The sequence below is a fragment of the Martelella mediterranea genome (genome assembly GCF_021021415.1).
Taxonomy (GTDB): domain Bacteria; phylum Pseudomonadota; class Alphaproteobacteria; order Rhizobiales; family Rhizobiaceae; genus Martelella; species Martelella mediterranea_C.
The window spans coordinates 22,324-47,601 of the sequence record NZ_JAINWJ010000056.1 but is presented as its reverse complement, the minus strand read 5'-3'; the positions used below and the strand labels follow the sequence as shown (position 1 = coordinate 47,601).

At 60.7% G+C, this 25,278-nt stretch carries 17 protein-coding genes and 1 tRNA gene; 1 reads left to right on the top strand and 17 read right to left on the bottom strand.

The features are described from left to right. Positions 1-108 precede the first annotated feature (108 nt). The 5 genes from fusA to K7H91_RS22760 all read right to left on the bottom strand — a co-directional run bounded on the left by fusA (position 109) and on the right by K7H91_RS22760 (position 5,977). Positions 109-2,208 (bottom strand): elongation factor G, encoded by a 2,100-nt coding sequence (gene fusA, locus K7H91_RS22780; protein WP_230722484.1) that lies wholly within the window; start codon positions 2,206-2,208, stop codon positions 109-111. A 27-nt stretch (positions 2,209-2,235) separates the two neighbouring features. Further along, on the bottom strand, positions 2,236-2,706 hold the full coding sequence (rpsG, locus tag K7H91_RS22775; RefSeq protein WP_018065616.1) for a 30S ribosomal protein S7: 471 nt from the start codon (positions 2,704-2,706) through the stop codon (positions 2,236-2,238). Positions 2,707-2,781: 75 nt separating this feature from the next. Continuing rightward, positions 2,782-3,153, bottom strand: coding sequence for a 30S ribosomal protein S12 (rpsL, locus tag K7H91_RS22770; protein WP_018065617.1), 372 nt, complete (start codon positions 3,151-3,153; stop codon positions 2,782-2,784). Between the two features lie 427 nt (positions 3,154-3,580). Beyond that, a complete protein-coding gene (locus K7H91_RS22765) occupies positions 3,581-5,173 on the bottom strand; it encodes an ABC-F family ATP-binding cassette domain-containing protein (protein WP_230722483.1) in 1,593 nt (530 codons plus the stop codon). A gap of 156 nt (positions 5,174-5,329) precedes the next feature. Further along, positions 5,330-5,977, bottom strand: coding sequence for a glycoside hydrolase domain-containing protein (locus tag K7H91_RS22760; protein WP_230722482.1), 648 nt, complete (start codon positions 5,975-5,977; stop codon positions 5,330-5,332). 205 nt (positions 5,978-6,182) lie between these two features. Here K7H91_RS22760 and K7H91_RS22755 point away from each other — a divergent pair, with 205 nt between their 5' ends. After that, a complete protein-coding gene (locus tag K7H91_RS22755; protein WP_230722481.1) occupies positions 6,183-6,491 on the top strand; it encodes a transcriptional regulator in 309 nt (102 codons plus the stop codon). 59 nt (positions 6,492-6,550) lie between these two features. Here K7H91_RS22755 and K7H91_RS22750 read toward each other — a convergent pair whose 3' ends face one another. From K7H91_RS22750 to K7H91_RS22695, 12 genes are all read right to left on the bottom strand, one after another. Then, positions 6,551-8,143: an EAL domain-containing protein gene (locus K7H91_RS22750; RefSeq protein ID WP_230722480.1), complete on the bottom strand. Its 1,593-nt coding sequence runs from the start codon at positions 8,141-8,143 to the stop codon at positions 6,551-6,553. A 152-nt stretch (positions 8,144-8,295) separates the two neighbouring features. Further along, complete coding sequence (locus tag K7H91_RS22745) at positions 8,296-8,553, bottom strand: hypothetical protein (RefSeq protein ID WP_230722479.1); 258 nt, start codon at positions 8,551-8,553, stop codon at positions 8,296-8,298. Positions 8,554-9,960: 1,407 nt separating this feature from the next. Beyond that, positions 9,961-14,175 (bottom strand): DNA-directed RNA polymerase subunit beta', encoded by a 4,215-nt coding sequence (gene rpoC / locus K7H91_RS22740; protein WP_230722478.1) that lies wholly within the window; start codon positions 14,173-14,175, stop codon positions 9,961-9,963. Positions 14,176-14,366: 191 nt separating this feature from the next. Beyond that, on the bottom strand, positions 14,367-18,506 hold the full coding sequence (rpoB, locus tag K7H91_RS22735) for a DNA-directed RNA polymerase subunit beta (protein ID WP_230722477.1): 4,140 nt from the start codon (positions 18,504-18,506) through the stop codon (positions 14,367-14,369). Positions 18,507-18,697: 191 nt separating this feature from the next. Next, positions 18,698-19,075: a 50S ribosomal protein L7/L12 gene (gene rplL / locus K7H91_RS22730; RefSeq protein ID WP_026173615.1), complete on the bottom strand. Its 378-nt coding sequence runs from the start codon at positions 19,073-19,075 to the stop codon at positions 18,698-18,700. A 63-nt stretch (positions 19,076-19,138) separates the two neighbouring features. After that, positions 19,139-19,657 carry a 50S ribosomal protein L10 gene (rplJ, locus tag K7H91_RS22725; protein ID WP_230722476.1) on the bottom strand — a complete coding sequence of 173 codons (519 nt, stop codon included), beginning with the start codon at positions 19,655-19,657 and terminating at the stop codon, positions 19,139-19,141. Positions 19,658-20,005: 348 nt separating this feature from the next. Further along, the gene (rplA, locus tag K7H91_RS22720) at positions 20,006-20,701 is read right to left on the bottom strand and encodes a 50S ribosomal protein L1 (RefSeq protein WP_230722475.1); all 696 of its coding nucleotides are present in this window, start codon (positions 20,699-20,701) and stop codon (positions 20,006-20,008) included. Between the two features lie 5 nt (positions 20,702-20,706). After that, positions 20,707-21,135 (bottom strand): 50S ribosomal protein L11, encoded by a 429-nt coding sequence (gene rplK / locus K7H91_RS22715; RefSeq protein WP_018065629.1) that lies wholly within the window; start codon positions 21,133-21,135, stop codon positions 20,707-20,709. Between the two features lie 143 nt (positions 21,136-21,278). Continuing rightward, a complete protein-coding gene (nusG, locus tag K7H91_RS22710) occupies positions 21,279-21,809 on the bottom strand; it encodes a transcription termination/antitermination protein NusG (RefSeq protein WP_026173617.1) in 531 nt (176 codons plus the stop codon). A gap of 18 nt (positions 21,810-21,827) precedes the next feature. Next, positions 21,828-22,028, bottom strand: a complete 201-nt coding sequence (gene secE / locus K7H91_RS22705; protein WP_026173618.1) for a preprotein translocase subunit SecE — start codon at positions 22,026-22,028, stop codon at positions 21,828-21,830. 167 nt (positions 22,029-22,195) lie between these two features. Next, positions 22,196-22,271: transfer RNA gene (locus tag K7H91_RS22700), tRNA-Trp, on the bottom strand. Between the two features lie 267 nt (positions 22,272-22,538). Continuing rightward, positions 22,539-25,052, bottom strand: coding sequence for a GcvT family protein (locus K7H91_RS22695; protein ID WP_230722474.1), 2,514 nt, complete (start codon positions 25,050-25,052; stop codon positions 22,539-22,541). Between the last annotated feature and the right edge of the window lie 226 nt (positions 25,053-25,278).

The window sequence follows — 25,278 nt, the reverse complement described above, 5'->3', positions numbered from 1 at the left end:
TTTACGTGCGGCTTGCTCCGCTCAAACTTTGCTTTTGCCATTTTAGGCTCCTATTCCTGTCGAACCCGCGACGGGGTTGATCTCGTTATCTTTACGGCCGTGCTCCGGTCACTTCTGACCGGAGTATTTCGCCTGAATTTCCTGTGCAACGTTCGAAGGCACCGGCGCATTGTGGTCGAAGACCATCGAATACTGGGCGCGGCCCTGCGACATCGAGCGCAGCGTATCGACATACTTGAACATGTTGGCGAGCGGAACCTGGGCTTCGATCACCGTCGCGTTGCCGCGCGGTTCCTGACCCTGGATCTGACCGCGACGGGAGTTCAGGTCGCCGATGACATCGCCGACGTAATCCTCAGGCGTCACGACCTCGACCTTCATGATCGGCTCGAGAAGCTGTGCGCCGGCCTTGCGGGCGGCTTCACGGAAGCAGGCGCGCGATGCGATTTCGAAGGCGAGAACCGACGAGTCGACATCATGGTAGGCGCCGTCAACCAGCGTGGCCTTGATGCCGAGCATCGGGAAGCCTGCCAGCGGACCGGAGGACAGAACGCTTTCGATACCCTTCTGAACGCCAGGAATATATTCCTTCGGAACGGAACCGCCGACGATCTTGGATTCGAATACGAAATCCTCGCCATCCGGATTGGGTTCGAAAATGATCTTGACGCGGGCGAACTGGCCCGAACCACCCGACTGCTTCTTGTGGGTGTAGTCTTCCTCGTGGGCCTGCGTGATCGTTTCGCGGTAGGCCACCTGCGGCGCGCCGACATTGGCCTCGACCTTGAACTCGCGCTTCATGCGGTCGACGAGGATGTCGAGGTGAAGCTCGCCCATGCCGGCGATGATGGTCTGGCCGGATTCTTCGTCGGTGGCAACGCGGAAGGACGGATCCTCGGCGGCCAGACGGTTGAGGGCAAGACCCATCTTTTCCTGGTCGGCCTTGGTCTTCGGCTCGATCGCGATCCGGATAACCGGCTCGGGGAATTCCATCCGCTCCAGGATAACAGGCTTCAGCGGGTCGCAGAGCGTGTCACCGGTGGTGGTCTCCTTGAGGCCGGCAAGCGCGACGATATCGCCGGCATAAGCCACGTCGATGTCCGAACGCGAGTTCGAGTGCATCTGCAGCATGCGGCCGACGCGCTCGCGCTTTTCCTTGACCGTGTTCATGACGCCCGAACCCTTTTCGAGCGTGCCGGAATAGACGCGGCAGAAGGTCAGCGAGCCGACGAAGGGGTCGTTCATGATTTTGAACGCCAGCATCGACAGCGGCTCGTTGTCATCGGCCTTACGCGAGATTTCGGCTTCGGTCTTGACGTCGATGCCCTTGATCGCGGGAATTTCGACCGGCGACGGCAGGAAGTCGACAACAGCGTCGAGCAGCGGCTGAACGCCCTTGTTCTTGAACGCCGAGCCGCACAGCATCGGGAAGAACTCGACGTTGATCGTACCCTTGCGGATGAGTGCGCGGATCTTGTCGTTATCGGGCATGTTGCCTTCGAGGTAGGCTTCCATGGCTTCCTCGTCGATATCGACGATCGTCTCGATCATCAGCTCACGGTACTCTTCGGCCTTTTCCTTCATGTCAGCCGGGATGTCGGTGACCTCCCACTGCGCGCCAAGATGTTCGCCGTCCCAGACCAGAGCCTTCATCTCGATCAGGTCGATCACGCCGGCGAAGTCGTTTTCAGCGCCGATCGGCAGCTGGATGACAACCGGGGTCGCGCCGAGACGGGACTTGACCATGGAGACCGAGCGATAGAAGTCGGCGCCGATCTTGTCCATCTTGTTGCAGAAGATCATGCGCGGAACATGATACTTGTCGGCCTGACGCCAGACGGTTTCCGTCTGCGGCTCAACGCCGGCATTGGCGTCGAGAAGCGCAACGGCGCCGTCGAGCACGCGCAGCGAACGCTCGACTTCAATGGTGAAGTCGACGTGGCCGGGGGTGTCGATGATGTTGAAGCGGCGCTTCTTGCCGTCGCGACCTTCCCAGAAGGTGGTCGTCGCAGCGGACGTGATCGTGATGCCGCGCTCCTGCTCCTGCTCCATCCAGTCCATGGTAGCAGCGCCGTCGTGGACTTCGCCGATCTTGTGAGACTTGCCGGTGTAGAACAGGATGCGCTCGGTCGTCGTGGTCTTGCCAGCGTCGATATGCGCCATGATCCCGAAATTGCGGTAGTCTTCGATTTTGTAGTCGCGAGCCATGATATCAGGCCTTCCTCGGTGTTCTAATTACCAGCGGTAATGCGAGAATGCGCGGTTGGCGTCGGCCATCTTGTGCGTGTCTTCACGCTTCTTGACAGCAGAGCCGCGATTGCTCGAAGCATCCATGAGCTCGCCGGACAGGCGCTCGATCATGGTGGTTTCGTTGCGCTTGCGCGCGGCAGCAATCAACCAGCGAATGGCGAGCGCCTGGCGGCGCTCGGGACGGACGTCGACCGGCACCTGGTAGGTGGCGCCGCCGACGCGACGGGAGCGAACCTCAACGTGCGGAGCAACGTTGTCGAGCGCCTGATGGAAAACCTCGACCGGGTTCTGCTTCAGCTTGCCCTCAACAGCGTCGAGCGCGCCGTAGACGATCGATTCGGCGACCGACTTCTTGCCGTGCAGCATGACGGCATTCATGAACTTGGTGATCACCAGATCGCCGAACTTGGGATCCGGGTTGATCTCACGCTTTTCTGCACTGTGGCGTCGTGACATGTTCTTTGTCTCTCAACAGTTGTGGCGCTTATAACGCGGAGAACCTCGCGCAGCGCCAGAGAAATGAAAACCGAATTACTTCGGACGCTTCGCACCGTACTTCGAACGACGCTGCTTACGATTCTTGACGCCCTGGGTATCGAGCACGCCACGGATGATGTGGTAGCGAACACCCGGCAAGTCCTTCACGCGGCCGCCGCGGATCATCACGACGGAGTGTTCCTGCAGGTTGTGGCCTTCGCCCGGAATATAGCCAATGACTTCAAAGCCGTTGGTCAGGCGGATCTTGGCAACCTTACGAAGCGCCGAGTTCGGCTTCTTCGGCGTCGTGGTGTAGACGCGGGTGCAAACGCCGCGCTTCTGCGGGTTCTGCTCCAGAGCCGGAACCTTATTCCGCTTCACCTGGGGCTGACGCGGCTTGCGGATCAATTGGTTTACGGTAGGCATTCAACCATCCCTTGATTTCGTGTCTCATCGCCCTTCTGGGGCATATTTTATGCCGTCGCCGGCGAAAAGAAGCACATCCAGCGCTATATGCGCACAAGCACGGCCCAAGCCGCCTTTCCGGCGGATGGACCTAAAAGCAGAGGACACAGGCGCTTTGCCGCGTCATGCGTGCAGCATTTTGATCTTCAACGTGCTGTATGAGAACCTAGTCTGAGGTGAACTCCGGGACATTTGGCTTCCCGAACGGCCAGACCTCACATGGGTTCCGTTGGCGCGGACATACTCGGTTCCCCGGCTACCGTCAAGCCTGAAGCCCGGAATTTCTTTACCAAAACCCTTGAGGGGCGGCGGTTTGCGGGCCGATATCGCCGAAGCGGCAAGTTTTGGCAACAACCGGACCGCCCGGCGCAATAAAATGACTCACCGCTCATGACGCCCGCCTGCCAAGGTCGATCGTGCGCGCGACGCCGATTCTCTCAAGGAACGTCGCATCGTGGCTGACCACCAGGATCGCACCGTCATAGGCATTGAGTCCCGCCTCCAGCGTGGCCAGGCTCTCAAGGTCGAGATGGTTGGTCGGCTCGTCGAGAATCAGCAGCTCGGTCGGCCGCGTACCGCCGATCGCGGCGGCGAGCCCTGCCCGCAACCGCTCGCCGCCGCTGAGCGTCGAGACGGACTGCAAGGCGGCATCAGCGCGGAACCGGAATCGCGCGAGCGCGGCCCGGCAGGCATTTTCATCATCATCGGGATTGAGGCGGCGGAAATTGTCGCGGACGGTCTGGTCCGGATCAAGCAGCGACACCGTCTGGTCGAACAGCGCATGGGTCACATGGATTTCGGCGCTGCCGCCAAGCGGCGCGAGTTCTTTCGTTAGGATGGCGATCAGCGTCGATTTGCCCGCCCCGTTGCGACCCGTGATCGCCACCCGTTCGGGGCCGGTCATCTCGAAGGACAGATCGCGAAACAGAGGCTGCTCCGGATGATAGCCGCCGGCAAGACGGTCCGCCGCAGCGACCCGCCTGCCCGATGCCAGCCCCGAATGCGCAAGCGTTACCGTGAACGGCGCGACCACGTCGATCCTGGCGCGGGCGCTCGCCAGTTCCGAAGCCGCCTCCTGCTGCTGGCGTTCGGACAAGGCCCTGTCACGCGCGCCGGTCCCCTCCGCTTGCGCCTTCATGCCGTCGAGCACCATTTTCGGCTGGTCGCGGCGTGCGCGTAGCCGGCGTCCCATGGCATCGCGGCGCGCCTTGCGCTCGGAACGCTCGCGCACGGTGCGTGCGACCTTGCGGACATCCTTGCGCGCATCACGCAGCTCATGCTCCAGCGCCAGCCGCTCGGCCTCCTTCTCGGCTTCATAGAAACTGAAATTGCCGCCATAACGCGTCATGCCGAGCGATGTCAGCTCGACGATCGCGTCCATGTGTTCCAGAAGCGCACGGTCATGGCTCACCACCAGCGCGCCGCCGCCGAAGTCCAAGAGGAAGCGGACAAGGGCAGCCCGCCCGGCGACATCGAGATTGTTGGTGGGTTCGTCGAGCAGGATGAAGTCCGGCGCTTCGAAAGCCAACGCCGCCAGCCGGGCGCGGGTGATCTCGCCGCCGGAAAGCCTTGCCAGAGGCGTAGAGAGCGGCACGGCGAGGTCCAGCCGGGCAAGCGCGGCAACCGCCCTCTCCTCCGCCGTCCAGTCGATCGCGGCGAGCGTTTCGGCATCGGCCTCGCCGCGCTCCGCCCTGTCGATCGCCGCCAGCATGGCATGAATGCCGAAAAGCGTGGCGAGCGTCTCGCCTTCGCCGGCCGAAACCGCCTGGTCGAGTACGGCGATGCGCCCGGCAACCTCGACGCTGCCGGAGGACGGCGTCAGTGTGCCGGCAATCAGCTTGAGCAGGGTCGTCTTGCCAACGCCGTTGCGACCGACGAAGCCCGTCAGCCCGGCGTTGAAAACCGCGGAAATGTCTTTGAAAAGCGAGTGGCCGTCAGCAGTGCTGTAGGACAGGCCGGAAAGCGTGATGGTCGCATGCATGGATGGTATTCTCCCTCGAAGCCAGAATCTGTGCCGTCTTGAGGTGAGAAATCATCGTCCTGCGTGTCCCTTTCGATTGATGTGAGCCCTAGATACGCGCTTCTCCCGCCCGTTTCAAGGCCGTGACCGGTGGAACGGAACGGAGGATTTGCCGGATCAGGAAACCGGCCCGCTGCCAAGCGTAAACTGGCCGAAATTCGGAAATGCCGAGGAGGCGGTATTTCCGTCGTGAGGGAGAGGCTTGTTGATATCCATCTCGCTCTGGAACAGCGCCCATTTGTCGGTGGCAAGCATCTGCTCTGTGCCGGACCAGCCGGTCGAACCCGCGAGCCAGATCAGTTCGGCATGGCCCGCGCCCACCACGGCGGAGGCCACGGTTCCGGAGCCATAAACCCCGAGCCGGTATGCGCCCTTCAGCGCCTTGGAAACGGCGGCGAAATAGGATTCCACGGTCTGGAGATCGGCGCTCTCATAATAGTCATAGTCCACGGAGAAATAGATCGCGGACCCATGCGGCTGCCCGATCGCGGCCGCAAGCTTCAGCGCCTGCGCCGCATCACGGCTTCCGTTTGCCAGGTCGAGATCGCCGATCTTTCCGTCCGCGCCGCCGGTCTGCTCGAACACGACCGCCATCGTAAGACCGGCCGCGGCGAGCGCGCTGGCCTCTTCCGGCTGAAACTGCTTCTGCGGCAGGGACGAGGAATCCTCGAGATTGTAATAGCGGATGACGGTCTCGACGCCGCCGCTTTTCAGTTGGGGAATATAGGCCGTCGTGTTCCACGGCGTATCAATGATCCTGTACATAGCGCTCCATCCTCGCCAAACTCGATTACACAACCTATGGTATAGTAAATATCGAACAGCAACCAGATGGAAAATCTATGGTCGCATTCAAGGCCCGGATCGCGATATCATGTGACGAAGCAGGCTCCGCGCCATACCGGAAAGCGCCCCTTATCCCCGGCATCTGCTGATGCGGATCGGGAGCGACATCACAGAAAGGCCCGACATGATTGCCATACCCGGCTACACCAGCGACGGCGAGCGCATGGTCTTCATCATCACCGGCAAGGTCTACCATGAGTGGAACGGCGATACCGAGGTCCACGTCCTGATCGCCGCGCCGGACGAGGACACCGCCGTGCGCAACACGCTGAACGCGCTGGCAAACGAGGGCTATTCGGAGGCCGATCTCGACCAGATCGGCATGATCTCCGAAATCCCCGACGAGGAACCCCATGCGTCAGCCTATCAGACGGCGCTCGAAGGCGAAGTGGCGATCGTGAAGCTCGGCGGCAGCGACGACGCCGGCTTCTGAAGCTGGCGCTCGGACGCTTTCAATGGGTATTCGCGGGCAAGACAACGCAGATACGCCGCTCAGCCGGCGCTCTCGCTCGGCGATGGCGTCCATGCATGATGGTTGGCAGGAAAGGCGCGCGAGAACTGTCGGGCGGGCATTGGCCGGCTGATCAGGAACCCTTGAATGCAGATGTCGGGATAGATGGCGACGAGATGGTCGGCCTGGCCTTTGGTTTCCACCCCCTCGCAGATCAGGGTCACCTCGAGCGCGGCGGCAAGTTCACAGACCTTGCTGACGATCACCGCGCCGATCGCCTGCTGATCGAGCGCCTGGGTGAACATCCGGTCGATCTTGATGCCCGCGATCGGCATGCGGGCGATATAGGCGAGGTTCGAATAGCCGGTGCCGAAATCGTCGATGAGGATGCGATAGCCGCGTCTGCTGAAAGCCGCCATCGCCTGGGTCAGGCTGTCCTCGCTCGCCGTCGAACGCTCCGTCAGCTCCAGCGCGACCTGACCGGCGGAAAGCCCGTGGGTCCGGGTTTCGGTCTCGAGAAAATCCAGAAACTCCAGGCTCAGTATGTCCTCGGAGGCAACATTGATGCTGACATAGAAATTCGGATCGGCCGCAAAATGCGCCGCCATGTCCGTGAATGCCCGCCTGACGACGCTGCGGGTGATCCGCCCGATGAAACCGCAGGTCTCCGCCGCGGGAATGAAATGATCGGGCGGAATCAACGTCCCGTCGAAATCGACCAGCCGCGCAAGGGCCTCCGCCCCGCATATTCTATTGTCGGAAAGACTGACGATCGGCTGATAATGCGCCGTCAGTCGATCGTCGTTCAGCGCCCGCTCCAGCTTCTGCCGCCAGGACCGGCCTTCACGATAGAGATGGGCATGCCAGAGCCCGAGGCACGCGCCGGCAGAAACACCGCCGGCCAGGACAAGCAGGAAATCAAGCGGCGCCGTCTTCAAAAGGGCGGGCGCGTCATAGGTGGCGACGACGCAGACATCGGTCTTGTCATTGCAGCGCGAATAGACCCTGCGCTTCGCAATGCGATACCAATCACTGTTGCTTCCGAGCAAAGGCGCGAGCCCTTCGGTATCGCCGAAGGATTGATAGCTGTAGCTGGCGTCGCTGGTCAGCACCAGGGCGGCCAGGCGCTCGGCGGGGTCTTCGTAGCGCGCGAAGGCGGACGGCGCCGTCATCACCACGCTGTTGCCAAACGACGCCATGTCGGCCGCAAGCCCAGCCGGCGCGATGCCTCTTGTGCCCTTCCAGAGCGTGGCCCCGTTAACGCCCACGACCTGGGAACGCGACGGCATCTTCACCGGCATTGCCAGTTCGCCCCATATGCCGGTGCAGATCAGGTACCCGTCCCGCAAGCGACCGACATCGGTAAGATACGGAGCGGCGAACACGACGCCGCGCATCGCCTCCAGGTCCTCCGGTGAACAGGGCGCGTTGTCAGATCGATCGAGGGTGCGCAATACCGTCAGGCTTGTTTCGGCGACGGAGACCGCGTTTTGAAAGACATCGGAACCGTAATAGTCGACATACTCGTCGGCGTTATGGTTGCGGATGAACTCGGCGATCACCAGCGAACATATCCCGCCCAGAAAGACCCAGACAAGACAGATGATCCAGATACTCCGTCTACCCGCCTCCATAGCGCTTCCTTTCCGCCGCCGCGCTAATGAGGGGACCCGTCAGGTCTGCCCCTTTGAAGCGCAAATCGCCCCGACGATCCCTCCCAGATCGACCGTCGACGACAAGACCGCGTAACCAGCAAATGCTATCGCTAGCATTTTAGCAGTAAATGTTAAAGACCGCCAAAAGTCGGTAGCCTCTTACACAAAAGCTTGAAGACGGTCGGGCGGAAGTCCGAAGCCTGCTCGCCCGGCTGCGGCTCACTTTCCGGGTTCATCGCGGAGACCATCGGGGCCGCCTCGCCGGCGCGGAAAGCCTCGCGGCGGGCGTCGATGATGAGGTCGTCGCGGGCCGCGCCGCGACGACCATCCACCTCATGAACCTGGCGCCCCGTCCCGACTTTGTTATCAGAACGCACGAAGCGTTCCATTCTTCCGTGCGAAGCAAAGGCAGGAAACCCCTGATCGCCGCTCACCCCGCAACCACCTCAGTGTGTGCGTCTGCCTTTGATTTGGCTAATGATATTTCAGTTGGACCCAAAAATGGTCCAGCGCGGAAAGCCGAAGCGAAGGTACGGAACGCAGAAAGGCCCGCTGCTCCCACACAGGGCCTCCTTTCTGTCAACTCCGCAAGTGCCTACTCATCCAGCTTCGGCGAGTTCGACGCAATCGGCCGCGAGTTACGATCCTACCAGGTAAGGCTGTGAGGGTTAAGACACCGGGCCTGGCTGCGGGCCATCCAATATCTTGGTAGCAATCGCGGAGCAAGTGTTTCCCACAGCTGGCGGATCGTCGGCGACCAGGCTCCACTGCCCATCAACAACAATTGCCGACTTCATTGATACTTCAGAACCTTTGTTTCTATTGTAGACCATGACAGTGGTATCGGCCGTAGCCTCGGTCCCAAAAAGACATCATCCGAATAGCCGGTTATAACAGGAGGTGCCACGTGAGGAGTCTTTGACGACATTGGATCTCTCCATGAGCGTGGTTTCCACGTAGTTTTGCAGGCAGCGAACGCCCTGTCCTGCCTCTTTGAAAACCACTAAACACAACCCATAATTGCAAAACCTTTCCTTATAGTTGACCGTACTGCCCTTCGTGAAAGGCTGTCGAAACACTCGCCTTGGAAAGGGATGACACACCGATAGAACCCAGACGGAACGTCGCACACCTTCAAGAAACAACAAGGCCGCCGGCATTGCCACCGACGGCCTTGCGTTCACGACGCAGAAATCCCGTTCACCCAGATGCAGCAGATCATCTCAATCAACTGCGGATTTACGATCCTACCGGGTAAGGATTCGAGGGTTGAGATGTCGGGCTTAGCGAGCCAGCCGTTAACAGGGTAGCAATCGCGTAGCAGTTGCTCCCAACTACGGGCGGAAGGTCGGCAGTCAGGCTCCATTGTCCATCAACAACAATGGCCCACTTTTGCGACACCGTCTGCCCCGTGCTTGTAGTGTAGACCATGACGATGGTATCGGCCGTAGCCTCGGTCCCAGTGAAGACACCATCTGAGTAGCCGGTTATTACAGGCGCTGCGATGCTAAGAATGTTTGACGACATTAGATTTCTCCATGGGCGCGGTTCAATGTTATTTCACAGACAGAGAGCACCCCTTCCTGCCTGATAAAACACTAAACACTTCTACCATAGGTTGCAATAATCTCGTTATTGTCGCCTATACTGACATTGGTAAAGGGCTGCCGAAACAATCGCCTCGGAAATGGACGGTACGCCGAGGGAACCCGACTGAACGCGGCAAACCTTTCGAAAACAAAAAAGACCGCCGGCATCACTGCCGGCGGTCGAATATCTATCGAGCTATAGTAGGCTTATTCGCCCGGCTGCGGCTCGCTTTCCGGGTTCATCGCGGACAGCATCGGGGTCGCCTCGTCGGCGCCAGAAGCCTTGCGGCGGGCGTCGATGATCAGGTCGTCGCGGGTGGTCGCGATGCGACGAACCTGCGACATGGCGCGACCCGTACCGGCCGGGATCAGACGGCCGACGATGATGTTTTCCTTCAGGCCCTGCAGGGTATCGACCTTGCCGGCGATCGCCGCCTCGGTCAGCACCTTGGTGGTTTCCTGGAAGGACGCCGCCGAGAAGAAGGACGGCGTCTGCAGCGAGGCCTTGGTGATGCCGAGCAGCACCGGTTCGCCTTCCGCAGGCTTCTTGCCCTGCGCGACCAGTTCCTCGTTGAGATTGTCGAAGGCGATCGCCTCGACAATATCGCCGGAGATGTAGCCGCTGTCGCCCGAAGCCGTGATCTCGATCTTCTGCAGCATCTGGCGAACGATCACCTCGATGTGCTTGTCGTTGATCACAACGCCCTGCAGACGATAGACTTCCTGGATCTCGTTGACGAGGTAGGAGGCCAGCGCCTCGACGCCCTTGATCGCAAGAATGTCGTGCGGAGCGGGGTTGCCGTCGAGGATGTAGTCGCCCTTCTCGATGTAGTCGCCGTCCTGCAGATGGAACGGCTTCGACTTCGGAATGAGATATTCCACCGGCTCGACACCGTCTTCCGCAGGCTCGATCTGGATGCGGCGCTTGTTCTTGTAGTCGCGGCCGAAGCGGATCGTACCGTCGATCTCTGCGATCACGGCATGGTCCTTCGGACGGCGGGCTTCGAACAGTTCGGCCACGCGCGGCAGACCACCGGTAATGTCCTTGGTCTTGGCGCTTTCCAGCGGCGAACGCGCAAGCACGTCACCCTGGCTGACCTTCTGGCCGGGCTCGACCGAGAGGATCGCGTCAACCGAGAGCGGCAGGCGGGCTTCGCCGCCGCGCGGCAGCTTCAGCACTTCGCCGTCCTCGCCGCGAATGACGATGGCCGGCTTGAGGTCCGCACCGCGCGGGGTCGAGCGCCAGTCGATGACCGAACGCTTGGTGAAGCCGGTGGCCTCGTCCGTCGTTTCGGTAACCGAAAGACCTTCGACCAGATCCTCGAAATCGACCTTGCCTTCGACTTCCGTCATCATCGGGCGGGTATAGGGATCCCACTCGGCCAGACGCTGACCGCGCTTGACCGTGTCGCCATCGTCGACGAACAGCTTCGAACCGTAGGCGACCTTCTGCGAAGACCGCTCCTGATCGCGCTGGTCGAGGATCTGGATCGCCATGTTGCGGCCCATCGCCACCAGAACGCCGTCGGAATTGCGCAGAACATTGCGGTTCTTGATGCGCACCGTGCCCTCATAGGAGGATTCCAGGAACGACTGGTCGACCACCGTTGCCGTACCGCCAAGGTGGAAGGTACGCATGGTGAGCTGCGTGCCGGGCTCGCCGATCGACTGCGCGGCGATGACGCCGACAGCCTCGCCGAGATTGACCGGCGTACCGCGTGCAAGGTCGCGACCGTAGCAGACCTGGCAGACGCCCGTCTGGACTTCACAGGTCAGCGCCGAACGGATCTGCACCGACTGGATGCCGGAGGCTTCGATCCGCGCCACATCCGCCTCGTTGATCTGACGCCCGGCCTCGACGATCAGTTCGCCGGTGGTCGGGTCCTCGATGTCAACAAGGGCGGCACGGCCGAGAACGCGCTGACCGATGGAGGCCACAACCTGACCGGCATCGACGATGGCGGTCATGGTCAGGCCCTTGTCGGTCCCGCAATCGGCCGTGTTGACGATGCAATCCTGCGCAACGTCGACCAGACGACGGGTCAGGTAACCCGAGTTCGCGGTCTTCAAGGCGGTATCGGCCAGACCCTTACGGGCGCCGTGCGACGAGTTGAAGTACTCGTTCACGGTCAGGCCTTCCTTGAAGTTCGAGATGATCGGCGTCTCGATGATTTCGCCCGACGGCTTGGCCATCAGGCCGCGCATCCCGCCCAGCTGACGCATCTGGTTCACCGAACCACGCGCGCCGGAATGGCTCATCATGTAGATCGAGTTCATCTGCTTCTGGCGGCCGGTTTCCGGATCGAATTCGACCGCGCGAATGCGGGCCATCATCTCTTCGGTAACCTTCTCGGTCGCCTTGCCCCAGGCGTCGACGACCTTGTTGTACTTTTCGCCCTGGGTGATCAGGCCGTCATTGTACTGCTGCTCGTATTCCTTCACGAGCGCTTCGGTCTCGGCAACGATGGTGTGCTTGGCGTCCGGAATGACCATGTCGTCCTTGCCGAACGAAATGCCGGCCTTGCAGGCGTGGCTGAAGCCGAGCTGCATGATCCGGTCGCAGAAGATCACCGTGTCCTTCTGGCCGCAATGACGGTAGACCGTGTCGATCATCTTGGAGATGTTCTTCTTGGTCATTTCCTGGTTGCAGGTGTCGAACGGCACGTTGACGTTCTTCGGCAAAAGCTCGCCGATGATCATCCGGCCCGGCGTGGTTTCGTGGATCTTGGAAACGACATTGCCGTCCTCGTCCACGGTCTTGAACCGGCCCTTGATCTTGGCATGCAGCGTGACGACCTTGTTTTCCAGCGCGTGATGCAGTTCGCCCATATCGGCAAACACCATGCCCTCGCCCGGCTCCTTGTCGTTCATGATCGACAGGTAATAGAGGCCGAGAACCATGTCCTGCGACGGCACGATGATCGGCAGACCGTTGGCCGGGTGCAGAATGTTGTTGGTCGACATCATCAGGACGCGCGCTTCCAGCTGGGCTTCCAGCGACAGCGGAATGTGAACGGCCATCTGGTCGCCGTCGAAGTCGGCGTTGAAGGCGGTGCAGACCAGCGGATGAAGCTGGATCGCCTTGCCCTCGACCAGGATCGGTTCGAACGCCTGGATGCCGAGACGGTGCAGCGTCGGCGCGCGGTTCAGCAGAACCGGATGCTCGCGGATGACCTCGTCGAGGATATCCCAGACTTCCGGACGCTCCTTCTCGACCAGCTTCTTCGCCTGCTTGACGGTAGACGAGTAACCCTTGGCGTCGAGACGGGCGTAGATGAACGGCTTGAACAGTTCCAGCGCCATCTTCTTCGGCAGGCCGCACTGGTGCAGCTTCAGCTCGGGACCGGTCACGATGACCGAACGGCCGGAATAGTCGACGCGCTTGCCGAGCAGGTTCTGACGGAACCGGCCCTGCTTGCCCTTCAGCATGTCGGAGAGCGACTTCAGCGGACGCTTGTTGGCGCCAGTGATGACGCGGCCGCGACGGCCATTGTCGAACAGGGCATCGACGGATTCCTGCAGCATCCGCTTTTCGTTACGGATAATGATGCCCGGCGCGCGCAGCTCGATCAGCCGCTTCAGACGGTTGTTACGGTTGATCACGCGACGATAGAGGTCGTTGAGGTCCGACGTCGCGAACCGGCCGCCATCGAGCGGCACGAGCGGACGCAGATCCGGCGGGATCACCGGAACGATCTTCATGATCATCCATTCCGGACGGTTGCCGGAATCGAGGAAGTTCTCAACGATTTTGAGACGCTTCATCAGCTTCTTCTGCTTCAGGTCCGACGTGGTGTCGGCAAGCTCGGCGCGCAGGTCGCCCGCGATCTTTTCGAGATCCATGCTGGCAAGCATCTCGTAGATCGCTTCCGCGCCGATATTGGCCGAGAACTGGTCCTCGCCGAACTCATCGACGGCCATCATGTATTCTTCTTCCGAAAGGAGCTGGTTCTCCTTCAGGTCGGTCAGGCCCGGTTCGGTGACGATGTAGTTCTCGAAATAGAGAACGCGCTCGACATCCTTCAGCGTCATGTCGAGCAGCGTGGAAATGCGGCTCGGCAGCGACTTCAGGAACCAGATATGGGCTACGGGCGCGGCGAGCTCGATATGGCCCATGCGCTCGCGGCGAACGCGCGACAGCGTGACTTCAACGCCGCACTTTTCGCAGATAATGCCCTTGTATTTCATGCGCTTGTACTTGCCGCACAGGCACTCATAATCCTTCATCGGGCCGAAGATGCGCGAGCAGAACAGGCCGTCGCGCTCCGGCTTGAAGGTGCGGTAGTTGATCGTTTCCGGCTTCTTGATTTCGCCATAAGACCAGGAAAGGATCTTCTCCGGGCTGGCGATCGAGATCCGGATCGAATCGAAGACCTGCGCCGGCGCCTGCGGATTGAAAAGATTCATGACCTCTTGGTTCATGCCTGTCTCCTTGACTGGGCGGCATCGCCCTTGCTGGCAGTCGATCCGGTCAAAACCCCGATACCGGACGACCTGCCTTTAAAACGGTTGTGGCCGCGAAATGCGGCGAAACTGACACTTGAGGCTTACTTTCTAAGCATCGAGCGCCGGCGACGCGCCCGCCCTTGAAGGGGGCGCGTCGGCTCTCAACTTTATTCCGCGGCGTCCGGAAGCTCGACGTCCGGCTGCGGCTCCTCGGCGGAGTTCTCCAGTTCGACCGAAAGACCGAGCGAGCGCATTTCCTTGACGAGAACGTTGAAACTCTCCGGAATACCGGCCTCAAACGTATCATCGCCGCGGACGATGGCCTCATAGACCTTGGTACGACCGGCAACGTCATCCGACTTCACGGTCAGCATTTCCTGCAGCGTGTAGGCGGCGCCGTAGGCTTCGAGCGCCCAGACCTCCATTTCGCCGAAGCGCTGACCGCCGAACTGCGCCTTGCCGCCCAGCGGCTGCTGGGTAACGAGCGAGTACGGACCGATCGAGCGTGCATGGATCTTGTCGTCAACCAGGTGGTTGAGCTTGATCATGTACATATAGCCGACCGTGACCTTGCGGTCGAACTGCTCGCCGGTACGCCCGTCGTAAAGCACGGACTGGCCGGACGGGTCGAAGCCCGCACGCTCCAGCATTTCCGAAACGTCGCCCTCATGGGCGCCGTCGAAGACCGGCGTTGCGATCGAGACGCCGCGCTTGGCCTCTTCGGCCAGACGCACCAGACCGTCATCGTCGAAATATTCGACCTCGTTACGGGCTTCCGACGAATAGACCTCGCTCAGCGTTTCCTTCAGCGGACCGATGTCGTTGGTCTCTTTATAGGCCTCGAGCATCTCGCCGATGCGCTTGCCCATGCCGGCACAACCCCAGGCCAGATGCGTTTCCAGAATCTGACCGACATTCATGCGGCTCGGCACGCCAAGCGGGTTCAGCACGACATCGACATGGGTTCCGTCTTCCAGGAACGGCATGTCTTCGGCGGGCAGAATGCGGGAAACCACGCCCTTGTTGCCGTGACGGCCGGCCATCTTGTCGCCGGGCTGGATCTTGCGCTTCACAGCCACGAAGACCTTGACCATCTTCATCACGCCCGGAGGCATTTCGTCGCCGCGCTGGACCTTTTCGACCTTGTCCATGAAGCGCTGTTCAAGGCGGTTCTTGGAGTCGTCATACTGGCCGCGAAGCGCTTCGAGCTCGCCCTGAAGGTTCTCGTCCTCGACGGCGAACATCCACCACTGCGAACGCGGATAGGCCGAGATAACCTCATCGGTCAGCACAGCGCCCTTCTTGAAGCCCTTGGGGCCTGCAATCGAGGTCTGGTCGCGCAGCATGTCGGCAAGACGCGCGTAGACGTTGCGGTCCAGAATGGCCTGCTCGTCGTCACGGTCCTTGGCGAGGCGTTCGATTTCCTCACGCTCGATCGCCATGGCGCGCTCGTCCTTTTCGACGCCGTGACGGTTGAAGACGCGGACTTCAACCACGGTGCCGAACGTGCCGGGCGGCATGCGCATCGAGGTGTCGCGAACGTCCGAAGCCTTCTCGCCGAAAATCGCGCGCAGAAGCTTTTCTTCCGGCGTCATCGGGCTTTCGCCCTTCGGCGTGATCTTGCCGACGAGAATATCGCCCGGATGCACTTCGGCGCCGATATAGACGATGCCGGCTTCATCGAGGTTCTTCAGCGCTTCTTCCGAAACGTTCGGAATGTCGCGGGTGATTTCTTCCGGGCCGAGCTTGGTGTCGCGGGCCATGACCTCGAATTCTTCCAGATGGATCGAGGTGAAGACGTCATCCGAAACGATCCGCTCGGACAGCAGGATCGAGTCCTCGTAGTTGTAGCCGTTCCACGGCATGAACGCGACCAGCGCGTTGCGGCCGAGCGCCAGGTCGCCGAGGTCGGTCGACGGACCATCGGCAATGATGTCGCCCTTGTTCAGAACGTCGCCGACGCGCACCAGCGGACGCTGGTTGACGCAGGTGTTCTGGTTCGAACGCTGGAACTTCATCAGCCGGTAGATATCGACGCCCGACTTCGAGGCATCGAGATCTTCGGTGGCGCGGATAACGATACGGGTCGCATCCACCTGGTCGACGATCCCGCCGCGCTTGGCGGCGATCGCGGCGCCCGAGTCACGGGCAACGATCGGCTCCATGCCGGTGCCGACGAACGGCGCCTCGGCGCGCAGAAGCGGCACGGCCTGACGTTGCATGTTCGAGCCCATCAGCGCGCGGTTGGCGTCGTCGTTTTCCAGGAACGGAATCAGAGCGGCGGCAACGGATACGAGCTGCTTCGGCGAAACGTCCATCAGGTTGATGTTTTCACGCGGGGCCAGCATGACCTCGCCGGCGTGACGGCAGACGACAAACTCATCCTCGAACTTGCCATCCTCGGTCATCACCGAATTGGCCTGGGCGATATAGTACTTCGCCTCTTCCATGGCGGACAGGTAGATCACCTCGTCGGTGAGCTTGCCCTCGTCCGAAATCTTGCGATACGGGCTTTCGATGAAGCCGTACTTGTTGACGCGGGCGAAGGTCGCGAGCGAGTTGATCAGGCCGATGTTCGGGCCTTCCGGCGTCTCGATCGGGCAGATACGGCCGTAATGGGTCGGATGCACGTCGCGGACTTCGAAGCCCGCCCGTTCACGCGTCAGACCGCCCGGACCCAGCGCCGAAAGACGACGCTTGTGGGTGATTTCCGACAGCGGATTGATCTGGTCCATGAACTGCGAAAGCTGCGACGAACCGAAGAACTCGCGCACGGCGGCGGCCGCCGGCTTGGCGTTGATCAGGTCCTGCGGCATCACGGTGTCGATCTCGATCGAGGACATGCGTTCCTTGATCGCGCGCTCCATGCGCAGGAGACCCAGACGATACTGGTTCTCCATCAGCTCGCCGACGGAGCGGACGCGACGGTTGCCGAGATTGTCGATGTCGTCGATCTCGCCCTTGCCGTCACGCAGGTCCACCAGCGTCTTGACGACAGCCAGGATGTCTTCCTTGCGCAGCACGCGAACCGTATCCTCGGCATCGAGATCCAGACGCATGTTCATCTTGACGCGGCCGACGGCCGACAGGTCATAGCGCTCGCTGTCGAAGAACAGCGAGTTGAACATGGCCTCGGCCGATTCCATGGTCGGCGGCTCGCCCGGACGCATCACGCGGTAGATATCGAACAGCGCGTCCTGACGGTTCTCGTTCTTGTCTGCGACCAGCGTATTGCGGATATAGGCGCCGACATTGACGTGGTCGATGTTGAGGATCGCGATCTCGTCGATGCCCTGATCGATGATGCCGGCGAGATTCTTCTCGTCCAGCTCTTCGCCGGCCTCGAGATAGATTTCGCCGGTTTCCATGTTGACGAGGTCTTCGGCGAGGAAGGTGCCGTAAAGCTCCTCATCGCTCACCTTGAGCGCCTTGAGGCCGCCTTCCGACAGCTTCTTCAGCATGCGCGGGGTCAGCTTCTTGCCGGCCTCGACCACCACTTCGCCGCTGTCGGCGTCGATCAGATCGGAAACCACCTTCTGGCCGCGCAGACGCTCGGGCGAGAACGGCACTTTCCAGCCCTCGCCATCACGCTCATACGTAGCCTTCTCGTAGAAGGTCTCGAGAATTTCCTCGGTGTCCATGCCAAGCGCCATCAACAGCGACGTCGCCGGGATTTTGCGGCGGCGGTCGATACGGGCGTGGACGATGTCCTTGGCGTCGAATTCGATATCGAGCCAGGAACCGCGATAGGGGATCACGCGGGCGGCAAACAACAGCTTGCCCGACGAATGGCTCTTGCCCTTGTCGTGATCGAAGAACACGCCCGGCGAACGGTGCATCTGCGAAACGATGACGCGCTCGGTACCATTGACGATGAAGGTCGCGTTGTTGGTCATCAGCGGCATGTCGCCCATATAGACCGACTGCTCCTTGATGTCCTTGATCGACTTCGCGCCCGTGTCCTCATCGATATCAAACACGATCAGGCGCAGCTTCACCTTCAGCGGCGCGGCATAGGTCAGGTCGCGCTGGCGGCATTCCTCGACGTCGAACTTCGGCTGTTCGAACTCGTAGGACACGAATTCGAGCATCGAAGCGCCGGAGAAATCGGTCATCGGGAAGACGGACTTGAACACCGCCTGCAGCCCCTCGTCGGGACGTCCGCCCTTGGGCTCGTCAACCATGAGGAACTGGTCATAGGAGGCCTTCTGAACCTCGATCAGGTTCGGCATCTCCGCGACTTCCGGGATCTTTCCGAAAAACTTGCGTACGCGCCTGCGACCGTTAAAGGAAAGGGTCTGAGCCATTCAGGTAGCTCCTTCAATCTGCATCCGGGCCTGCAACAGACGGTCACCGATGGCCAATTGGCTCCGTCATCATTTAAGGGTCTTCTTGAGAACCCATTACCCAAAGGCCCGAAAAGGGCCTTTGGGTAATGGTTTCGGGTCAGTTGTCGTTGCGCGGGCGGTCCAACCGCCCGCGCAACAAAAAGCAAAGCTTACTTGAGCTCAACCTTGGCGCCGGCTGCTTCCAGCTTGCCCTTGAGTTCTTCGGCTTCGGCCTTGGAAACGGCTTCCTTGACCGGCTTCGGAGCGCCTTCGACGAGGTCCTTGGCTTCCTTGAGGCCGAGACCGGTGATGGCGCGGACTTCCTTGATGACGCCGATCTTGTTGCCGCCGGCTTCCGCCAGGATGACATCAAATTCGGTCTTTTCTTCAACGGCTTCAGCAGCAGCGCCAGCGCCGCCGGCAGCAGCAACGGCTACCGGTGCAGCGGCGGAAACGCCCCACTTTTCTTCGAGCATCTTGGAAAGCTCGGCGGCTTCGAGAACCGTCAGCTCAGAGAGTTCTTCTACGATTTTGGCGAGATCAGCCATGTTCATATTCCTTCAGTGTTGGTTCGAACTGGTTCGAAATTTTGTAAACAGCGAAAAACCGCATCAGGCGGCTTCGTCCTTCGTGGCGTAGGCGTTGAGCACGCGCGCAAGCTGGCTTGCGGGTGCCGAAGCAATCGTCGCGATACGGGTAGCCGGGGTCTGGATCATACCAACCAGCTTCGCACGCAGCTCGTCCAGCGAAGGCATCGTCGCAAGCGACTTCACACCTTCCGCGTCGAGCACGGTTGCCCCCATGGCGCCGCCGATGACAACGAGCTTGTCGTTGGTCTTGGCGAAGTCCATGCAGACCTTCGGAGCCGTCACCGGGTCATCGCAAAATGCGATGAGCGTCTGACCTTTGAAAAGGTCGGACATTCCCTCGGACTCCGTACCCTGAAGGGCAATTTTGGCCAGGCGGTTCTTCGCGACTCTGACAGTGCCGCCCGCTTCACGCATCTTCGAACGAAATTCGTTCATCTGCGCAACGGTGACACCGGCATAGTGGGCCACGACAACCGAACCGGAAGCCTTGAAGACTTCGTTCAGTTCCGTGACGAATTCGCGTTTTTCCGCTCTTTCCACTGCCTATCTCCAGTTGACAGATCCATTCTCGGACCTGTCGGTTTGCCTTTGCCGCAAGGGGCTTCTTGTTTTTATCCAAGATCCCAAGCGACGCTCGAGGATCCTGCCCCCATCGGCGCGCGATTTCTCAAGCGCCTAGGCACAACCAGGTTCGAACCAGTTAAACCGCCAAAGGTGACTTGCGTCGCCAACGGAAAAATTGGTCTCACCCGTCTCATGCAGGCATAATTAAGGTTGCCCACCTGCAATCTCGGACAGGAAACCGGGTTTTATCCCGGGTTTTTCCGGGCCCTGGAGCCCGGAAACTTGTCACCGGAAGCGCACTTCCGGAAATTCTTTACTACGCGCTCAGGCGTTGACCGACGAGAAGTCGATCTTGACGCCCGGACCCATGGTCGACGACAGCGCCAGGCGCTTGACGTAATTGCCCTTGGCGCCGGCCGGCTTTGCCTTGATGACGGCATCGGCGAAAGCGCGGATGTTTTCTTCCAGCGCGCTCGCGTCGAACGAGGCCTTGCCAACGCCGGCGTGAACGATACCGGCCTTCTCGACGCGGAACTCGACGGCGCCGCCCTTGGAGGCTTCAACAGCCGCCTTGACGTCCATCGTGACGGTGCCAACCTTCGGGTTCGGCATCATGCCGCGGGGCCCAAGCACCTTGCCGAGACGACCGACGAGCGGCATCATGTCCGGCGTGGCGATGCAACGATCGAAATCGATGTTGCCGCCCTGGACGGCTTCGACCAGCTCTTCGGCGCCAACGACGTCCGCGCCGGCTTCCTTGGCTTCATCGGCCTTGGCGCCACGGGCGAACACGGCAACGCGCACGGTGCGGCCCGTGCCGTTCGGCAGGTTGACGACGCCGCGGACCATCTGGTCGGCGTGACGCGGATCAACGCCGAGGTTCATCGCGATCTCGATGGTTTCATCGAACTTCGCGGTGGCGCGTTCCTTGACCATCTTCACGGCTTCCGACAGGGCGTAGAGCTTGTTGACGTCTACGCCTTCGCGGTTCTTCTGAATACGCTTTGCAATCTTGGTCATGGCAATCAACCCGTCACTTCCAGGCCCATGGCGCGGGCGGAGCCCTCGACCATGCGCATTGCGCCTTCGATATCGGCGGCGTTCAGATCGCTCATCTTGGCTTCCGCGATCTTGCGGACCTGCTCAGAGGTGATCTTGCCTGCCGATGCGCGACCCGGAGTCTTCGAACCGGACTTCAGCTTCGCTTCCCGCTTCAGGAAGTAGGAAACCGGCGGCTGCTTCATCACAAAGGTGAAGGACTTGTCCTGGAAATAGGTAATGATGACCGGGATCGGCATACCCTTTTCCATTTCCTGCGAGGCGGCGTTGAACGCCTTGCAGAATTCCATGATATTGATGCCACGCTGACCAAGCGCGGGACCGATCGGCGGGGACGGATTTGCCGAACCTGCCGGGACCTGCAGCTTGAGCTGGCCTGCAACTTTCTTAGCCATTACTCTGCCTTTCACGTTGTGGACCGGAACCCCGGCCCGACTGCCGGTGCATCACCGGCGGCTGCGGTTGCGTGGTGCGAACATCCGGGCGCCGGCTAAGCGTCCTGTTCTTCCACGCGCAATGCCCCCGAAGGGGCAAATCATCAAACTTTCTCGACCTGGGCGTATTCCAGCTCGACCGGGGTGGCGCGACCGAAGATCGAGACCTCGACCTTCAGGCGGGAGCGCTCCTCATCGACGTCCTGCACCACACCGTTGAACGATGCGAACGGACCATCGGAAACCCGAACCTGCTCGCCGATTTCGAAAAGCACGGTCGCCTTCGGACGCTCGACGCCTTCCTGCACCTGACCGAGAATGTGCTCGGCCTCGGAATCCGGAATCGGAACCGGCTTCTGGTCGCTGCCGAGGAAGCCCGTCACGCGGGGCGTGTTCTTGATAAGGTGAAACACCTCGTCATTGAGCTCGGCCCTCACCAGCACGTAGCCGGGAAAGAACTTCCGCTCCGAATCGACCTTGCGGCCGCGACGCACCTCGACGACCTTTTCGGTCGGCACGAGAATGCGGTCGAAATACTGGTCGAGACCCTTCTGGCGGGCCTTCTCCTCGATCGCCTCTGCCACCTTCTTTTCGAAGTTGGAATAGGCGTGAACGATATACCAACGCATAGCCATCTGCTTCCCCTTCCCCGATCAGGCGCCGAGATTGAGGATGAAATTCATCAACAAGCTCATCAACTGGTCCGCAGCAAAAAAGAAAAACGCCGCGATCACGACCATCACGATCACCATGAGGGTCGAAATCACAGTTTCGCGCCGGGAAGGCCAAACGACTTTGGCCGTCTCAGCGCGCACTTGCTGCAGAAACGTGAATGGATTGGTTTTAGATGCCATAAATGCCCACGCCTTTACGGCACGTAAAGCGGAAGATCCAGCTCCACGCGCCGCGAGTCTGTTTTTCACTACATATCATCGTTTTTCGTTGACACAAGAGAAAAACGTATTTTTGTTTTCACATTCACGCGAGCCGACCACTGATTTGCGTGGCAGGATCGCCGTGCTGGCAGGGGCAGAGGGGCTCGAACCCCCGACCTGCGGTTTTGGAGACCGCCGCTCTACCAACTGAGCTATACCCCTTCATCCTCAACAGGCGACAGGCGTTTCCGCGCGCCAGCATCAGACATGGCGCTCATTTACGGGGATGAGGCGCGCTTTGCAAGAGTGTTTTTCATGAATGCCTGTGAACATTGCGCAATCTGGCCCGTTGCCCGGTTGGTGGCGGCGTGACTCGCTCTACCCCCTGTCGCCGCAAAGTCATGGCGCGCGAAAACCTGCCACGTTTTCCGCGCTGCCCTGCATGCCGGTTCAAGTCCGGCATAACGTAGAAAGAGAGGTGCGGCGGGTCTACGCCCGCAGCGCCTCGTTTTCCGGATCGAACGGGCTCTCCTCCACGACGGTCGCGTCATAAAGGTCGCCGAGGATCCTGATCTTCAGCTTTGTGCCCGGCGTCGCGTAGTCCGGCTTCAGCATCGCAAGCGCGATCGACTTGCCGATTCGCCAGCCGAAACCGCCCTGGGTGGCGCGGCCGGCGAGGTTGCCGTCGCCGTCATAGATCGCCTCCGAGCCGCGCGCGTCACAATCGGTGACGCCCTCGACGATCAGCGTTGCGAACACCGAGCCAAGCCCCGCCTCCTTCTTCGAAAGCAATGCCTCCTTGCCGATAAAATCCTTCTTCGGCTTGATGAAGCGGTCGAGGCCCGATTCGTAGGCGGTATATTCGATCGACATTTCCCGCTGCATGGCGCGGTAGGATTTTTCGAGCGCCATGGCGCCCATCGCGCGAATGCCGAACGGTTTTATGTCGAATTCGGCACCGGCTTCCATCAGCTTGTCGAAGATGTAGGTCTGCATCGCGATCGGGTGATGCAGTTCCCAACCGAGTTCGCCGACGAAATTAACGCGCAGCGCATGGCAACTTGCCGCCCCGATCGAGATCGGCTGACCGGTGAGCCAGCCGAAATCCTCGTTTGCAAGCGAGGCGCGCGTCAGCTTCTTCAGAAGTTCGCGCGACCTAGGCCCGGCAACCACGAGTACGCCCATTTCCATGGTCAACGGCCGGAGCGTGACCGAGCCGTCGGTCGGCGCAAGTTTCATCAGCAGGTCATGGTCGTGGCTTTCCAGCCCCGCGCCCGAGACCAGATAGAAGCGGTCGGGCGCCCATTCGTAAAGCGTGAACTCCGCCCTCACCCCGCCTTCCTGGCCCAGCAGGTGGCAGAGCGCGATCCGGCCGCGCTTCTTCGGGATTGCATTGGCGAAAATCGAGTCGAGGAAGGCGCGCGCGCCAGGGCCGGAGACTTCCATCTTTGCAAACGGCGTCATGTCAAGCACGCCAACCTTTTCGTGGACGTGCTTCACCTCGTTGCCGACATGCTCGAAATAGTTCGAGCGCCGGAACGACCATTTTTCCACGATCCGGCCGTCTTCCAGCGGCGGAGCGTGGTTATGGCTGGTCAGCACATCCGCGCCGACGCCAAGTTCGCTCTCGTCCAGCGCATAGCCGTCCGGCGCATACCAGTTGGCCCGCTCCCAGCCATAGACCGACCCGAATACGCCGCCAAGCGCCTTCAGCCGTTCATAGACCGGGGATGTCTTCAGCGGCCGCGCCGCACCACGCTCCTCGTCGGGATAATGCATGGTGAAGACATTGGCATAGGCCTCTTCGTTCTTGGCGATCAGGTAGCCTTCGGTGGCGTAGGGGCCAAAGCGGCGCGGATCGACGCCGGCGAGATCGACGGTCGGCTCGCCATTGACGATCCATTCGGCCAACTGCCATCCGGCCCCGCCGGCCGCCGTGATGCCGAAGGAATGACCTTCGTTCAGCCAGAAATTCTTCAGCCCCGGCGCGGGCCCGACGATCGGGTTGCCATCGGGCGTATAGGCGATCGCGCCATTATAGACCTTCTTGATGCCGACTTCCGCGAAGGCCGGAACGCGCGCCATCGCAGTCTCGATATGCGGCATCAGCCGGTCGAGCTCTTCCTGGAACAGCTCGTATTCGCTGTCGTCGGAAGGCCCGTCGACATAACAGACCGGCGCGCCGGTCTCATACGGCCCGAGGATCAGCCCGCCGGCCTCCTCGCGCATGTACCACGCGCTGTCGGATTCGCGAAGCACGCCCATTTCCGGCAGGCCCTGCTTCTTGCGCTCCAGAATGGCCGGATGCGGCTCGGTGACGATATACTGATGCTCGACCGGGATCACGGGAATGTTGAGCCCGACCATCGCGCCGGTCCTGCGGGCAAAATTGCCGGTGCAGGAGATCACGTGGTCGGCGGTGAACGCCTCCTTGTCGGTCTCCACATGCCAGGTGCCATCCGTGTTCTGGCGGATTTCGGTAACCGTGGTGTTGCGCATGATCCGCGCGCCGTTGTCGCGCGCGCCCTTGGCCAGCGCCTGCGTCAGATCGGCCGGCTGGATGTAGCCGTCGCCGAGGTGCTGGATCGCGCCGAGCAGGCCGTCGGTTTCGCACAGCGGCCAGACCTCCTTGACTTCTTCGGGCGTCAGGAACCTGAAATCGACCCCGATGGTCTCGGCGATGCCGGAATAATAGAGATATTCATCCATCCGGTCCTTGGTCATCGCGAGGCGGATGTTCGACACCTTCGAGAAGCCGACATTCAGCCCGGTCTCTTCCTCCAGCGCGGAATAGAGATCGACCGAATATTTGTGCAGCTGTCCGACGGAATAGCTCATGTTGAACAGCGGCAGCAGGCCGGCGGCATGCCAGGTGGAGCCGGAGGTCAGTTCCTTGCGCTCGATCAGAACCGCGTCCGACCAGCCCTTTTTCGCCAGATGATAAAGCGTCGATACGCCAACAACGCCGCCGCCGATCACCAGTGCCCGAGTTTTCGTTGTCATCCGTTCCGCCTCTAAGGATAGCGTGTGTGCCCGCCTTCGGCGCATCAGTCTGATGACAAGGTTCCAATCCCTTTATGCGTCATGCTCGGGCTTGACCCGAGCATCCAGGCCCCACGGAGAAGGCTGCCTGGACCCTCGGATCAAGCCCGAGGGTGACCCCAAGAAGGTGGAGTCTGTCCGCAAACTGGCTCGCTTGTCTACGGGCCGTTCTTCACCTGACTATGCA